The sequence below is a fragment of the Streptomyces sp. NPDC102451 genome, assembly GCF_044765485.1.
Taxonomy (GTDB): Bacteria; Actinomycetota; Actinomycetes; order Streptomycetales; family Streptomycetaceae; genus Streptomyces.
Genome location: NZ_JBIWKD010000004.1, coordinates 270,568 through 284,495, shown reverse-complemented (window position 1 = coordinate 284,495; position 13,928 = coordinate 270,568). Strand labels below are relative to the sequence as shown.

The following is a 13,928-nucleotide window of genomic DNA, read 5'->3' as shown; positions in this document are numbered from 1 at the left end:
GCGAGATGTCCCCGGCCGCCCGGGCCAGGGAGGATCCGGCCGGGTCCTTCGCGTCCAGTGAAAGGCGTCCCCCACGGTGCGTACGCGATTGCACGCCCTCTCCGCCGTCTCCGGTGCCGCCCTGCTCGCCGCCACGGCCTTTCCCGCGGCGGCCTCTCCCGCCACGGCCGACGGCGGCGGCGAGGGATCCGGACAGGACTCGGTGAGCGCCGCCGAGCTGCTGGCCCGGGTGAAGACCTGCACCCGGATCTCCGCCGGGAAGTACCGGACGGACCAAGGCGGTCCGGCGAAGGTGCCCGTGTGCGGGACGGAGGAAGCCGTGTTCTGGGAGGCGGACATGGACATCGACTGCGACGGCAGGGTCACCAAGGCCTGCAACAGCACGACCGACCCCTCCTTCCAGCCGCAGACGGCGTTCCAGACGTCGACGGGCAAGCCGCTGGACGCCGCCCGGCTGCCGTACGTGGTGGTGCCGGGCCCCGGGCCGCTCTGGAACTACAGGACGTCCGGGATCAGCGGCGGCGGTGTGGCCGCCCTCGTCCACGACGGCAAGGTCCGGTACGCCGTCGTCGGGGACACCGGCCCCGCCGGGATCATCGGTGAGGCCTCGTACGCAGCCGCGGCGGCGCTCGGCATCGATCCCGACCCGAGGACCGGCGGGACCGCGTCCGGCGTCACGTACATCCTGTTCCGGAACTCCTCGGTGTCGCCGATCGAGAGCGCCGGGGCCGCCGCCACCGAAGGCGAGGCACTGGCGCGGAAGTTCGTCGGCCGAGGCTGAGCCGCTCCTCCGGGAGCCCGGCGCGGCACGCGGTCAGAGCGCGGTCAGGATCCGGGGGCCGCTGTCCGTGATGGCCACGGTGTGTTCGGCGTGGGCCGCCCGGCTGCCGTCGTTCGTACGGAGGGTCCAGCCGTCCCGGTCCGGGTGGAAGAAATCGCCGCCGCCCGCGATCAGCATCGGCTCGATGGCCAGCACCAGTCCGTGCCGCAGCGGCATGCCACGGCCCGGCCGCCCCTCGTTGGGGACCCCCGGGTCCTCGTGCATCTGCCTGCCGATGCCGTGGCCGCCGAACCCCTCCGGGATGCCGTATCCGGCGCCCCGGCACACCGTGCCGATGGCGTGGGCGATGTCACCGATCCGGTTGCCCACGACGGCGGCCGCGATGCCCGCGTCCAGGGCGGCGTACGCCGTGTCGATCAGCCGGGTGTCGGCGGGGCGGGCCCGGCCGACGGTGAAGCTGATCGCCGAGTCACCGGCCCAGCCGTCCAGGATCGCGCCCGCGTCGATGCTCACCAGGTCGCCGTCGCGGAGCCGGTAGCCGGTCGGGATGCCGTGCACGATCGCGTCGTTGACGGACGCGCAGATCACCGCGGGGAACGGGGTGGGAGCGAAGTGCGGCCGGTAGTTGAGGAAGGGCGATCCGGCCCCCGCGTCGCGCAGGACCCCACGCGCCACCTCGTCGAGCTCCAGGAGTGACACGCCGACCGCGGCGGCCTCCCTCACGGCGGTGAGCAGCTGGGCCACGACCCGCCCCGTCTCGCGCATCGCCTCGATGGATGAATCTGTCTTGAGTTGCACCATGCCAATTACTATACCGGTTGAACCGGTATTAGAATGACGGCATGGTACGGAATCCACTGACCCCCGAAGAGCGCCGCCGAGGCGAGCGGCTCGGCGAACTGCTGCGTGAGGCGCGCGGCGGACGCAGCATGGTCGCGGTCGCCGCGAGCGCCGGAATCTCGGCCGAGACGCTCCGTAAGATCGAGACGGGCCGGGCCCCCACCCCCGCCTTCTTCACGGTCGCGGCGCTGGCGGGAGCCCTCGGGCTGTCGATGGACGAGCTGCTCACGCACTGCGCACCGGCGCCCGTCCCGGTCCCCGGGTCACTGCCGGAACGGGGGGCACTGCCCCTCACGGCGTAGGCCGAGTAGGGTCACGGCCGTGACTCTCCAGGACTTCGCCCGCAGTGAATACGTCAGCCTGACCACGTACCGGAAGGACGGCACACCCGTCGCCACGCCCGTCTGGGCCGCGGCGGACGACGGTGTGCTGTACGTCTGGACCCGGTCCGACTCCTGGAAGGTCAAGAGGCTGCGCAACGACAGCCGAGTGCGCGTCACCGTCTGCGACGTCCGGGGCCGGATCACCGAGGGCGCGCCGAGCGCGGAGGGCAGCGCGCGGCTGCTCGACGCGGACGGGACCGCGGCGGTGCGCAAGGTGCTGGCCCGCAAATACACCTGGAAGTTCTGGCTGCTGGACTGGCCCGCCATGGTCGTACGGCTAGGCAAGCGCCCCCACACGGGGATCGCCGTCACCCTCTGACGGGGCGCTCGGGCCGGCACCGCGCTCCGGACGCACCGTGCCGGAAAAACGCGCGTAGTCCACCCGTAACACGCCTGCGGTCGAATGCCCGGCGGACTGGAATGTTCCAGCCCGGGCGACCGGTGAGGGCGACGATGACAGTGCATCAGCATGCGGTGGAAGTAAGGACGTTCGCACAGTATCTGCGAGAACTGGCCGACCTGCTCGATCCCGGGCAGGGCTGGTACGGGGTCTTCCGCGCCCGCGATCCCGAGGGCATGCGCGCCTGCTTCGACGGTGCCGAGGTCCCGCCCTGGGACGTGGTCGAGTCGATGCTCCAGGACCTCGCCGCGGTGCGCGGCACCGCGGTCGCCGCGCGGGAATCCGTACGGGCCGCCGCACTGTGCGCCGCGTCGGCCGCCGCGTACGACAGGCGCCCGGGTGGCCGGCAGGCCCTCGTCGACCGGCTCGGCGTGATGCTCCGGGAACAGGCTTACGCGGCCCGGAGGATGCGGGCGGCCGGTGCGGAGGGGGCGCGTGCGCAGGACGGGGAGGCCGAGGCGCAGGCCTGGGCGCGGGACGACCACGCCCGCGCCACGGCGCGCTGCGCCGAACTCCGCAACCGGCTGGCGGCCGTGGAGAGGACGGTGCCGGACAGCTGGTTCCGGGGGCCGGACGACGCGACCGCACCGGACCCGGGCGGCGCGCCCACGGTGCCGGGGCCCGGGGCCCACGGCACGCACCCCGGCCCGCCCAGAGAGGAGGCGGCGCCCGCCCCCGCGAAGAGGCGCGGCAAGCCGCGCGGGGCGCGCTTCGCCGGCCTGGAGATCGAGGACGGCGCGGAGGCCGGGCCGGTACCGGTTCCGGTCCCGTCGGAGGTTCCCTCGCTGCCCGTCGCCCCGCAGGCCGCATCCGCCCCGTGCGGGGCCCGTTTCAGCGGCGCTCCCGCCGAGGCGGGAACAGGCCCGGCGCGGGGCGCGGAACCCGATCCCGCCGCGCGCCGGGCCGCCGAGGACGCCGTCGCCCTGCTCGTACGGCTGCGCGCGGAGGGCCGCAGCGGTGAGGCGCACGCCGTGCTCTGCGAGGCTGCGGCATGGCCCGCCGGACACCTGCCGGTCCTTGCCGTCACCCTGCACGGGGCGGGCCTGGACGCCGACTGGGCGACCCTGCTGTGGGAGGTGGCCTCCCTGCCGCCCGCCGGACTCGCCGCCGCCGCGGGCGCGCTGGCCGCCGCCGGGCACGCCGACGACTGCGGGCTGCTGCTCCGGCAGGGAGTGGCCCGGCCCGCCGGCGAGATCGCCGACGCCGTGGTCGCCCTGGACCGGGCCGGCCTGGAGCCGGAGGCCCGTGCCCTGCTGGGCGCGTTCGTCCGCGTACGCACCCCGCAGGACACGGCACGCGTCGCCGAGGGCGGGGCGCGCCATCTCGTCCCCCGGCTGCTCGCCGCGGCACGTGAGGTCTCGGCGGCGCGGGAGTGGGACGTGGTCCACGCGCTGCGGGTGGCGGGCATCGCGACGCCGTGACGCCGGCCGGGGTGAGTGGTCCCCAACGTGTCCAGCCGCTCCACGGCCCTGTGGTCCATGCACGTCACCGGCCTGCGCGGGCTCGGAGAGATAAATCCCCTTCGACCCTTTATCGTCGGTCGAGGCATCATCACATAAGTGGTGCATGTCACCCCAGTGATGTGGAGGCACCATGCTTACCCAGGAGATCACTCTCACCGCGACCCCGGCCCAGACCACCACGCTGAGCGCCCTCATGGCGGAGCCCGAGGCGGTCATCAGTGACGCCCCGCTCTACACCCCCGAGGCCGCGGGCTTCCTGCTCGCACTCCTCCTCCTGTCCCCGAAGGAGCCGAAGGAGCCCCGGGGCAAGTGAGTTCCCACTCCGCATTCGCCGAGGCGGCCGACGCCCTGGCAGGCAGTGTCCTCGGTGCCCTCGACGGCACCGGGGACGCTGTGCAGCTGGCGCGGTACGCCGACGACGCCCCCGACACCCTCGCGGCCCTGGCGGCCGTCCGGGTCCTGGGGGCCGACGTCTTCAGCCCTCATCTCCTCGCGGGCCACCCCTTCCCGGCGCAGGACGCCGTCGTCGTGGCCAAGGCCTTCGACGCCTTCCCCACGTCCGACGCCCCGGAGGAGGCGGCGGTCGCCCTGCGCGACCACGCCACCGCGGTCCTGCTCGCCCGGATCTCCGGGGACGACACGCTGCGAGCGGTCGCACCCGCCCCGGCGGACGAGGCCGCGCCCGCTCCCACCGCGGACTGGAGCGCCTGGTCCGTCCGGATGGCCCAACTCGCCCCGCTGGCCACGCTCGGCCTCGACGGCCCGGTCCATGAGGCCGCCCGCCGGGGGGCCCTGTCGCTGAGCCGCGGAGTCAGCCGCTCCATCCTGCGCCGCGACTTCCCCACCGCCGTACGCCTCGTCCGCTGGCTGGCCTGGCTGCGGTACGACGGCACGGAACTGCTCCTGGACCCGGACGTCGCCGCCGAGCACGTATGGCTGGTGGGCGGGGCCGGCCCGCGCGCCGCGCTGGACCTGGCGATCGCCCGCCACTTCCTCGAACTGCCGCCCGGTACGGCCCCCAAGGAGGCGGCACAGCCATGACGACCATCCCCGAGCCGGTCACCCGCGCGGCCCGCAGCATGGCGGACCGGGCGCTGTCATGGCTGCACGCCAACCGGAACCTCGGCGGCCTGCCGGAGGGCACGACCGAGACCATGGCCGACCCCGACAGTGTCTACAAGCCCCTGGGGGAGACCACCCTGGCGGCCTCCCTGATCCTGCGTGACGGTGTCGCGGGCCCCGGCCGACTGGCCGCCGCCCAGAGCCTGATGGACTTCACCTGGGAGCAGTTCAGGCGCGGCGACATGATCTACGAACGCCAGCTCCGCCACACCCTGATGACCGATCCGCTGGAGATGTACGCCCCCTTCGTCCGCTGCGGCTACCGCCACGAGGCGCTGGACCGTCTCCTCGCCCACCGGTCCCGCATGCGGTCGGTGAGCAGCGTCGAGGTCCTGCCGAACCGGCGGCTCGCCGTCGCCAACGCGGCCCGGGTCGTGGGCCTGGACCAGGCGGAGGACCTGAACGCGCTGGCCCGAGCCACCTGGCTCGGCGCGCGGCCGGAGCCGTGGGCCATCAACTGGATCACGGCCTACGCGGTGACCCACACCGTCTTCCACCTCACCGACTGGGGCGGCAACCCGGGCGGACTGCCGCCCGAACTCGCCGACTACGTACGCACCTGGCTCCCCGTCTGGATCGACATCTGGCGCGAGGTCGGACAGTGGGACCTGGTCACCGAGCTGCTCGTCGTGGGCGCCTCGATCGAGGACCCCTACTGCCGGGCGGAGGACTGGGAGGCCGTCGCCGCCCTCCAGCACGAGGACGGGCTCGTGCCCCGGGACAGCGACCCGGTGGACGACGACCCGCAGCGGCGCTTCACCGACCACCAGCACACGGTCGTCGTCGCGGCCGTCGCCGGATCCGTCGCGCTCGCCCGGGCGGCGGGGCAGCGGTGAGGATGTGACCCGCCCACCTCGCCGCCCCGGTGGGGACGTGACCCGCCCACCCCGCCGCCCCGGTGAGGATGTGGACCGACCGCCGCTGACCGCTTCGCTCCAGCCCCTTCTGGCGTCGGCCCCGGGGCGGGCGGCGGCGGTCGCGGCGGTGCGGGGCGGCGAGCGTACGGTGCTCTGCCGCGGCCCTGCGGGGGAGGGCACCCGGTTCGAGACGGGCTCGCTGACGAAGACCTTCACCGCCCTGCTGCTCGCCGAGCTGGCCGCCCGGGGCGAGGTCCGCTACGGCGACCGCGCGGACCGCTATCTGCCCTTCCGGCTGCCCGGGCCCCCGCTCACCCTCCTCCACCTCGCCACCCACACCTCCGGCCTGCCCCGGCTGCCCCCGGGACTGCTCGGCCGGGCCGTGCGCGGCGGATGGTTCAGCAACCCGTACGCCGGCTTCTCGGAGGACGACCTGCTGGCCTCGCTGCGCCGCACCCGGCTGCGCAACCGGCCCGGCACCCGGGTCCTGTACTCCAACTTCGGCGGGGGCCTGCTGGGTCACGTGCTCGCCAGGGCCGCCGGCGGCACCGGCAGCGACTACCCCGCGCTGCTGGCCGAGCGCGTCACCGGCCCGCTCGGCCTCACCGACACGGACTGCGACCCCAACCGCCCCCAGGCCACCGGGCATTGGCACGGGCTTCCGCGCCCCGCCCTGCTGATGCCCGGACTGACAGCCGCCGGCGCCGTACGGTCCAGCGCCCGGGACCTGCTGCGCGTCCTGACCGCGCTCCTGGACCCGGACGCCACCCCGGACCCCGCGCTGCGCACCGCGCTGACCGAGGTGCAGCGGCCCCGGCTGAGCGTGCCGCGCACCGGCTCCCGGCTCTGCCTCATCTGGAACCTCCGCCCCCGCCCGGGCGGCGCGCTGCTCCATCACTCCGGCGGGACCCGCGGCTTCACCGCCTTCGCGGGCTTCCTCCCCGGCTCGGGAACCGGTCTCGTGGCCCTGACGAACTCGGCCCCCACGCCGCTCGCGCCCTTCGTCCAGGCCGCGTACGGGGCGCTGCGCGGACTGGACGCCACGCCCTCCGGGACGGTGTGGACCGCTCGGGTATGAAACATGATCGACTCCGCCGGTTCACGGCGATGGTCTTGCCCCGTTGTGTGACGGGGCTTACGTTCTCCTCCTATGCACCGTGTCTACGGGCGTAGAGAACGTAGAGGCTCTCTGACGCCGCGTCGAAGGAGCAGCTCATGTCCCACGTCGTACGCGCCGCACTCGTCCAGGCGACCTGGACCGGCGACACCGAATCCATGATCGCCAAGCACGAGGAACACGCGCGCGAGGCCGCCCGGCAGGGCGCGCAGATCATCGGCTTCCAGGAGGTGTTCAACGCCCCCTACTTCTGCCAGGTCCAGGAGCCCGAGCACTACCGCTGGGCCGAACCCGTCCCGGACGGGCCGACGGTCCGGCGCATGCGTGACCTGGCCCGGGAGACGGGCATGGTGATCGTCGTGCCGGTCTTCGAGGTCGAGCAGTCCGGCTTCTACTACAACACCGCGGCGGTGATCGACGCCGACGGCTCCTACCTCGGCAAGTACCGCAAGCACCACATCCCGCAGGTCAAGGGCTTCTGGGAGAAGTACTACTTCAAGCCCGGCAACGTCGGCTGGCCGGTCTTCGACACCGCCGTCGGCAAGGTCGGCGTCTACATCTGCTACGACCGGCACTTCCCCGAGGGCTGGCGCCAACTCGGGCTCAACGGCGCTCAGTTGGTGTACAACCCGTCTGCCACCTCCCGGGGCCTCTCCGGCTACCTGTGGCAGCTGGAGCAGCCCGCGTCCGCCGTCGCCAACGAGTACTTCATCGCCGCGATCAACCGCGTCGGCCAGGAGGAGTACGGCGACAACGACTTCTACGGCACGAGCTACTTCGTCGACCCGCGCGGCCAGTTCGTCGGTGATGTGGCGAGCGACAAGGAGGAGGAACTCGTCGTACGCGACCTGGACTTCGGGCTGATCGAACAGGTCCGCCAGCAGTGGGCCTTCTACCGGGACCGCAGGCCCGACGCGTACGACGGGCTGGTGGAGCCGTGACCGGACTGCACGAGCGGCACCTCGCCGTCAGCCCCGACTGGCTGGCGCTCTACTACCGGAACCCCCTGGAGCTCACCCACGGCGAGGGCCGTCATGTCTGGGACGCGGACGGCAACCGCTACCTCGACTTCTTCGGCGGCATCCTCACGACCATGACGGCGCACGCGCTGCCCGAGGTGACCAAGGCCGTCTCCGAACAGGCCAGCCGGATCATCCACTCCTCGACCCTCTACCTCAACCGCCCGATGGTCGAGCTCGCCGAACGGATCGCCACGCTCTCCGGCATCCCCGACGCCCGGGTCTTCTTCACCACCTCGGGCACCGAGGCCAACGACACCGCCCTGCTGCTCGCCACCGCCTACCGCGGGTCCAACCAGATCCTGGCGATGCGCAACAGCTACCACGGCAGGTCGTTCTCGGCCGTGTCCATCACGGGCAACAGGTCCTGGTCGACGACGAGTCTGTCGCCGCTCCAGACGCTGTACGTCCATGGCGGGGTCCGCGGCCGGGGACCGTACGCGGAGCTGAGCGACGAACGGTTCATCAAGGCCTGCGTGGCCGACCTGGAGGACCTGCTCGGACACACCCGGAACCCCGCGGCACTGATCGCCGAACCCGTGCAGGGGGTCGGCGGGTTCACCGCACCCCCCGACGGGTTGTACGCCGCCTTCCGGGAAGTCCTCGACCGGCACGGCATCCTGTGGATCTCCGACGAGGTGCAGACCGGCTGGGGACGCACCGGCGACCACTTCTGGGGCTGGCAGGCGCACGCTTCGAGCGGGCCGCCGGACATCCTCACCTTCGCCAAGGGCATCGGCAACGGCATGTCCATCGGCGGTGTCGTCGCCCGGGCCGACGTCATGAACTGCCTGGACGCCAACTCCATCTCGACGTTCGGCGGATCCCCGGTCACCATGGCGGCCGGACTCGCCAACCTCTCGTACCTGCTGGAGCACGACCTCCAGGGCAATGCCCGGCGGGTCGGCGGCCTGCTCATCGAACGGCTCCGCGCGGTCGGGGCGAGCTCCCCGGCCGTACGGGAGGTGCGCGGCAGAGGGCTCATGATCGGCATCGAACTGGTGAAGCCCGGCACCGACGAGGCCGCCCCGGAGGCAGCCGCAGCCGTGCTCGAAGCGGCGCGGGAGGGCGGGCTGCTCATCGGGAAGGGCGGCGGCCACGACACCAGCGTCCTGCGGATCGCGCCGCCCCTCTCGCTCACCGTCGCCGAGGCCGAGCAGGGCGCGGAGATCCTGGGCGAGGCGCTGCACGCGGCCACCTGAGAGCCGGGGCCCGCGGCGGCGTCCCCGCCGCGGGGCCGGCCCCCGTCCCGTACGCCATCACGCACCAGGAGGGGTACATGAGCCGCACCCTCACTCCTTCTGGGCGAGGCCGTCCTGACACGCAGTGGTGTCGCGGCCCCGTGCACGCGATTCCTCGATCCGAAGTGAATGGAGCTGAGCTGTGGCACGCACCCTGATCACCGGTGGTCTGGTCATCACCGCGTCCGACGAACTCCACGTGGACGTGCTCGTCGAAGAGAGCCGGGTCGTCGCTCTGGCCACTCCCGACAGTCACGGATGGACGGCTGACCGAGTCATCGACGCACGGGGGAAGTACGTCATCCCGGGCGGGGTGGACGGCCACACTCATATGGAGATGCCGTTCGGCGGCACCACGGCCTCCGACACCTTCGAAACCGGAACCCGGGCGGCCGCCTGGGGAGGCACCACCACGATCGTCGACTTCGCCATCCAGTCGAAGGGGGGTTCGCTGCGGGAAGGGCTCGACACGTGGCACGAGAAGGCCGACGGGAACTGCGCGGTCGACTACGGATTTCACATGATCATGTCCGATGTGAATGACTCGTCCCTCAAACAGATGGACAAGCTGATCGAGGCAGGCGTGACCTCGTTCAAGCTCTTCACCGCGTATCCCGGAGTGTTCTACTCGGATGACGGGCAGATCCTCAGGGCCATGCAGCAAGCGGGCACGAACGGCGGTCTGGTCATGATGCACGCCGAGAACGGCATCGCCATCGATGTCCTGGTGGAGCAGGCCCTCGCGCGAGGGGAACGCGACCCGCGATACCACGGAGAGGTGCGCAGGGCTCTTCTGGAAGCCGAAGCGACACACCGTGTCATCCGCCTGAGCCAGGTCGCCGGTTCCCCGGTCTACGTCGTTCACGTCTCGGCCCAGGAGGCCCTGGCGGAATTGACTCGCGCCCGCGACGAGGGACTGCCCGTGTTCGGCGAGACGTGCCCGCAGTACCTGTTCCTGTCCACCGACAACCTTGCCGAGCCGGACTTCGAGGGCGCCAAATACGTCTGTTCGACGCCGCTCCGGCCGAAGGAGCACCAAGCGGCACTGTGGCGCGGGCTGCGGACCAACGATCTGCAGGTCGTCTCCACCGACCACTGCCCATTCTGCTTCAAGGGCCAGAAGGACATGGGTCTCGGCGACTTCTCGAAGATCCCCAACGGCATGCCGGGCGTGGAACACCGGATGGACCTGCTGCACCAGGCGGTGGTGGACGGGCACATCTCCCGCCGCCGCTGGATCGAGATCGCCTGCGCCGCACCGGCTCAGATGTTCGGCCTCTACCCGAGGAAGGGGACGATCGCGCCGGGCGCGGACGCGGACATCGTGCTGTACGACCCGGAGGCCGAGCAGGTGCTGTCGGCCGAGACACACCACATGAACGTGGACTATTCGGCGTACGAGGGCAAGCGGATCACCGGGCGGGTCGAGACGGTCCTGTCGCGCGGTGTCCCGGTCATCGAGGGGGGCAGGTACGTCGGGCATCCTGGGCACGGGGTGTACGTGCCTCGGGGCCTGTGCCAGTACCTGTGAGCGGGCGGAGTGCTTGGTCCGCCTCCGGCGGTTGCCGGTGAGGGCGACGGGAGAATCGCCCGTCGAACATTGCGTGTTGCGGTCACGCCGGCCGGCCGGATTCCCGGCGCCCGGCGAACCAGGGGTGGCAGGACCAGGGCATGAGCGCCGATCAGTTGCTGGTCCGTGCGCGTGGCCTGTGGGAGACGTTGGCCGCTGGACCCGTCTCGCTCGCGCCGTCCGGCGGTGTGACGGTGGTCGTGTCGCCCGAGTCAGGGCTTGCCGAACTGCTCGGCCCCGCCACCCTGGGATATGTGTCCTCGGACGGCTTCCGCCCCGCAGGGGCCGACGCAGCCATCGAGGACTTGGCTCCCGGACACCAAGAGTAGTCGTGCGCGGCCACCGATGGGTGACGGCGCGAGGGGCAGCGCACGGGACAGCCGTGTCGTGCAGTCGTCGGCCTGCCGGGCCCGCCCGCCGAGCCGGATGGGACCGCCTATCGGCCGGCAAGGCGGGTGGTGAGGTCCTCATCCGTGATGTCGCGGACCACGCGGCAGGGAGTTCCGATCGCGACGGTCATCGGGGGAATGTCGCGGCTGACGACGCTGCCGGCGCCGATGACTGATCCGTATCCGATACGGACGCCCGGCAGGACCACCACGTTGCTGCCGATCCACACCTTGTCCTCGATCACGATCGGTTCGGAGAACCGCCCGAAGTCGGCTCTGCGCGAGGGATGCACCGGGTGCCCCGTCGTGGTCAGTGTCACGCTGGGAGCGATCATGACGCCGTCGCCCATCCGGATGTCCACGTCATCGACACACGTCAGGTTCACGTTCCCGAAGAAGTCGTCGCCGACGTGGGTGTTGCTGCCGAACGCCGCGTGGAACGGTGGCAGCAGCACCGTGCGCTCACCGACGGAGCCGAAGATCTCGACGAGCAGGGACCGACGCCTCTCCTCCTCACCCGGAGGTGTGTGGTTGTACTCGAAGATCTGCTCCGTGCGGCGTCCGGAGGCGTGCGTGGCCGCTTCCGACTCGGTGTAGACGAGCCCTTGGGCGATCCGGGCGAGCACTTCTTCGTCATGCGCATCCGCCACCGGGGACCGCTCCCTTCATTCACGTCTTCGGGCACAGGATCGGTGCTCCTGGTCGCCAGGTAACCCAGAGCCTAGGCGCAGTGCACAGCCGCCGGTGCGGGTCTGCGGGAGAAAGGCCGACAGCACGCACCGGGTCGACCGCCCAGGTCCGATCCGGCGCCCCGCTGTGTGTACTCCCGGGCGATCGCTTCAGCCGCCCTCGGGCGGCGTCCCCTGGGGTGCACGGTGAAGGGATGGCAACTATAAAAGGCAAATCGCATCATTCATCCCCTAGGAGGCGAAATGCCGTACGGTTCGATCGTGGGGCCCGGGAGCACGCTGGCAGCCACGGGCCTGGCCACCGGTCAGGTTTGGCTGGTGGTCGCGAGCGTGAGCGCCGTGCTGCTGGGCGCGGTGACGGTCAGGATGTCGTTCAGGCGAGGCAAGGGACCGGTCGAGGAGTGACGCCGTCCGTCGGGACGCTCGACCGCGCGCAGCCCTCCGGGCCATGGACCCGGCGCGCTTCCTCGGCCGGTGTGATGGTGCTGGGGGCGATCCCCTTGGCGGGGTTCCTGGTCTGGGGCGTCACCCGCCTCTGCGGCACCGTCGTCGAGGCGCGCCGCGAGCGACAGCCTGCCGCGCCCGAGGTGCCGTCAGCCAGGGCCGTACCGAAGCGGTGGCCAGGAGTCGCCTCCCTCCCGCGGGCCTGGCATGTCTCCTCGGCCGGTGTGATGGTGCTGGGGGCGATCCCCTTGGCGGCGTTCCTGGCTTGGGGAGTCGCCCACATCTACAGCACGGTCGTCGCACTCGTGGGCGGGAGCGAGGGCATCGTGATGCCGTGGCTGGTGTCGTTCCTGCTGCTCTGGTGGGTTCCGCTGTCCTGGCTGGAGCGCCCCCGGACCGCGCCCCCCGAGTCGCGGGCGCGACTCGACGCGCTGAAGGTCACCGTGCAGATCCCCGTCTACAACGAGGACCCCGACGCGCTGCGCGCCTGTCTGCACTCAACTCTGGTCCAGTCGCGGCCCGTCGACCGGATCCGGGTCGTCGACGACGGCTCGGCGTACCCGGACGGCAGTCCCATGACGTACGACGACATCCGCGCCGAACTCTTCGAACGGGCCGCCGCGCGGAGAGTCGAGGTGACCTGGGACCGCACCCCCAACCGGGGCAAGCGCTACGCCCAGATGCACGTCCTCGCGGACGACGACGCCGATGTCTTCGTCACTCTCGACAGCGACTCCGTCCTCGACTCCGAGGCCGTGGCCGAAGGCCTCAAGCCGTTCGCCGACCCGAAGATCACCTCTGTCGCGGGACAGGTTCTGGTCCTCAACCACGCCGCGAACCTCCTGGCCCGGATGACCAACCTGCTCTATCTGCCCTTCACCCGTGGCCTGCGCTCCGCCCAGTCCGTCCTGGGCCGGGTCACCATCAACTCCGGCACCCTCGCCTTCTACCGGGCGCGCATCGTCCGCGAGGCGGCCGGCGTCTACGAGCGCGAGATGTTCCGGGGCCGGCCGATGCAGATGAACGACGACTCCATGCTCACCTTCTACGGGCTGCTCGCCGGTGACACCGTCCACCAGCCCTCGTCGCTCGTCTTCACCCTCGTCCCCGAGCGTCCCTCGCACTACTTGCGCCAGCAGATGCGCTGGATGCGCGGCACGACGGTCCGTCACCTGTGGTGGCTGCGCTACATGCCGCTGCACGGCGTCGTGTTCTGGAGCACCGTCGCCGAGTACGTCCACATCGCCCTCGGCATCGCCATCCCGGCCGTGATCCTCGCCGACCCCGGCCTGCGCGGCCACGTCGGTACTCTCGCGCTGGCAGGCGTCGTCATCGGCACCGCGATGAGCTATCTGATGGCTCTGCGCTTGTTCACCGTCCACCGTACCGACATGCGGTTCCACCAGACCCTCCTGCTCTTCGCCCTCGCCCCCGTGGCCTCGGTGTGGCGGGCCCTGGTCCTGCGGCCGATGTACTTCTACGCGATGGCCACCTGTCATCACGTCAACCGCTGGGGCACCCGTGCCGGCATCGAAGTCACCCGTGGCGGTCATGAGAATGTGGCGGGGAAGGGAATTCCCGTCCCGTCCTGAACCTGAAGGAATCGGGCCGAA

Annotated in this window: 16 protein-coding genes; 14 read left to right on the top strand and 2 right to left on the bottom strand. The window is 71.6% G+C overall.

All coding sequences use genetic code 11. The annotated features are described in order from the left end of the window. Positions 1 to 76 precede the first annotated feature (76 nt). Positions 77 to 781 (top strand): glycoside hydrolase family 75 protein, encoded by a 705-nt coding sequence (locus ACIRD8_RS11530; RefSeq protein WP_403989138.1) that lies wholly within the window; start codon positions 77 to 79, stop codon positions 779 to 781. Between the two features lie 33 nt (positions 782 to 814). Here ACIRD8_RS11530 and map read toward each other — a convergent pair whose 3' ends face one another. After that, a complete protein-coding gene (gene map, locus ACIRD8_RS11525) occupies positions 815 to 1,582 on the bottom strand; it encodes a type I methionyl aminopeptidase (RefSeq protein ID WP_403989136.1) in 768 nt (255 codons plus the stop codon). A 41-nt stretch (positions 1,583 to 1,623) separates the two neighbouring features. Between map and ACIRD8_RS11520 the strand changes: the two genes are divergently transcribed. The 11 genes from ACIRD8_RS11520 to ACIRD8_RS11470 all read left to right on the top strand — a co-directional run bounded on the left by ACIRD8_RS11520 (position 1,624) and on the right by ACIRD8_RS11470 (position 11,122). Further along, positions 1,624 to 1,923 carry a helix-turn-helix domain-containing protein gene (locus ACIRD8_RS11520; protein WP_403989134.1) on the top strand — a complete coding sequence of 100 codons (300 nt, stop codon included), beginning with the start codon at positions 1,624 to 1,626 and terminating at the stop codon, positions 1,921 to 1,923. Between the two features lie 19 nt (positions 1,924 to 1,942). Then, complete coding sequence (locus tag ACIRD8_RS11515; protein WP_403989132.1) at positions 1,943 to 2,323, top strand: PPOX class F420-dependent oxidoreductase; 381 nt, start codon at positions 1,943 to 1,945, stop codon at positions 2,321 to 2,323. A gap of 134 nt (positions 2,324 to 2,457) precedes the next feature. Beyond that, the gene (locus ACIRD8_RS11510) at positions 2,458 to 3,825 is read left to right on the top strand and encodes a hypothetical protein (protein ID WP_403989130.1); all 1,368 of its coding nucleotides are present in this window, start codon (positions 2,458 to 2,460) and stop codon (positions 3,823 to 3,825) included. A gap of 172 nt (positions 3,826 to 3,997) precedes the next feature. Next, a complete protein-coding gene (locus ACIRD8_RS11505; protein WP_403989128.1) occupies positions 3,998 to 4,180 on the top strand; it encodes a hypothetical protein in 183 nt (60 codons plus the stop codon). Then, positions 4,177 to 4,908, top strand: coding sequence for a hypothetical protein (locus ACIRD8_RS11500; RefSeq protein ID WP_403989126.1), 732 nt, complete (start codon positions 4,177 to 4,179; stop codon positions 4,906 to 4,908). Before ACIRD8_RS11505 ends, ACIRD8_RS11500 begins: the two co-directional genes overlap by 4 nt. Next, on the top strand, positions 4,905 to 5,825 hold the full coding sequence (locus ACIRD8_RS11495) for a DUF6895 family protein (protein ID WP_403989124.1): 921 nt from the start codon (positions 4,905 to 4,907) through the stop codon (positions 5,823 to 5,825). Before ACIRD8_RS11500 ends, ACIRD8_RS11495 begins: the two co-directional genes overlap by 4 nt. A gap of 70 nt (positions 5,826 to 5,895) precedes the next feature. Beyond that, positions 5,896 to 6,924, top strand: a complete 1,029-nt coding sequence (locus tag ACIRD8_RS11490; protein WP_403989662.1) for a serine hydrolase domain-containing protein — start codon at positions 5,896 to 5,898, stop codon at positions 6,922 to 6,924. Between the two features lie 137 nt (positions 6,925 to 7,061). Beyond that, positions 7,062 to 7,904 (top strand): nitrilase-related carbon-nitrogen hydrolase, encoded by an 843-nt coding sequence (locus tag ACIRD8_RS11485; protein ID WP_403989122.1) that lies wholly within the window; start codon positions 7,062 to 7,064, stop codon positions 7,902 to 7,904. Next, complete coding sequence (locus ACIRD8_RS11480; protein WP_403989120.1) at positions 7,901 to 9,184, top strand: aspartate aminotransferase family protein; 1,284 nt, start codon at positions 7,901 to 7,903, stop codon at positions 9,182 to 9,184. Before ACIRD8_RS11485 ends, ACIRD8_RS11480 begins: the two co-directional genes overlap by 4 nt. A gap of 181 nt (positions 9,185 to 9,365) precedes the next feature. Then, on the top strand, positions 9,366 to 10,754 hold the full coding sequence (hydA, locus tag ACIRD8_RS11475) for a dihydropyrimidinase (RefSeq protein ID WP_403989118.1): 1,389 nt from the start codon (positions 9,366 to 9,368) through the stop codon (positions 10,752 to 10,754). A gap of 140 nt (positions 10,755 to 10,894) precedes the next feature. Next, positions 10,895 to 11,122 (top strand): hypothetical protein, encoded by a 228-nt coding sequence (locus ACIRD8_RS11470; RefSeq protein ID WP_403989117.1) that lies wholly within the window; start codon positions 10,895 to 10,897, stop codon positions 11,120 to 11,122. Between the two features lie 107 nt (positions 11,123 to 11,229). Here the strand turns inward: ACIRD8_RS11470 and ACIRD8_RS11465 are convergent, their stop codons facing one another. Then, complete coding sequence (locus ACIRD8_RS11465) at positions 11,230 to 11,832, bottom strand: sugar O-acetyltransferase (RefSeq protein WP_403989115.1); 603 nt, start codon at positions 11,830 to 11,832, stop codon at positions 11,230 to 11,232. Between the two features lie 282 nt (positions 11,833 to 12,114). Here ACIRD8_RS11465 and ACIRD8_RS11460 point away from each other — a divergent pair, with 282 nt between their 5' ends. Together ACIRD8_RS11460 and ACIRD8_RS11455 are read left to right on the top strand one after the other, a co-directional pair. Further along, positions 12,115 to 12,276: a hypothetical protein gene (locus ACIRD8_RS11460; protein WP_403989113.1), complete on the top strand. Its 162-nt coding sequence runs from the start codon at positions 12,115 to 12,117 to the stop codon at positions 12,274 to 12,276. Continuing rightward, a complete protein-coding gene (locus ACIRD8_RS11455) occupies positions 12,273 to 13,907 on the top strand; it encodes a glycosyltransferase (RefSeq protein ID WP_403989112.1) in 1,635 nt (544 codons plus the stop codon). Before ACIRD8_RS11460 ends, ACIRD8_RS11455 begins: the two co-directional genes overlap by 4 nt. Positions 13,908 to 13,928: the final 21 nt, after the last annotated feature.

Excerpts from the sequence above, each read along its gene's own strand:
- map (WP_403989136.1), bottom strand. The coding sequence starts at position 1,582 with ATGGTGCAACTCAAGACAGATTCATCCATCGAGGCGATGCGCGAGACG.
- ACIRD8_RS11520 (WP_403989134.1), top strand. The coding sequence starts at position 1,624 with ATGGTACGGAATCCACTGACCCCCGAAGAGCGCCGCCGAGGCGAGCGG.
- ACIRD8_RS11510 (WP_403989130.1), top strand. The coding sequence starts at position 2,458 with ATGACAGTGCATCAGCATGCGGTGGAAGTAAGGACGTTCGCACAGTAT.
- ACIRD8_RS11505 (WP_403989128.1), top strand. The coding sequence starts at position 3,998 with ATGCTTACCCAGGAGATCACTCTCACCGCGACCCCGGCCCAGACCACC.
- ACIRD8_RS11495 (WP_403989124.1), top strand. The coding sequence starts at position 4,905 with ATGACGACCATCCCCGAGCCGGTCACCCGCGCGGCCCGCAGCATGGCG.
- ACIRD8_RS11485 (WP_403989122.1), top strand. The coding sequence starts at position 7,062 with ATGTCCCACGTCGTACGCGCCGCACTCGTCCAGGCGACCTGGACCGGC.
- ACIRD8_RS11470 (WP_403989117.1), top strand. The coding sequence starts at position 10,895 with ATGAGCGCCGATCAGTTGCTGGTCCGTGCGCGTGGCCTGTGGGAGACG.
- ACIRD8_RS11460 (WP_403989113.1), top strand. The coding sequence starts at position 12,115 with ATGCCGTACGGTTCGATCGTGGGGCCCGGGAGCACGCTGGCAGCCACG.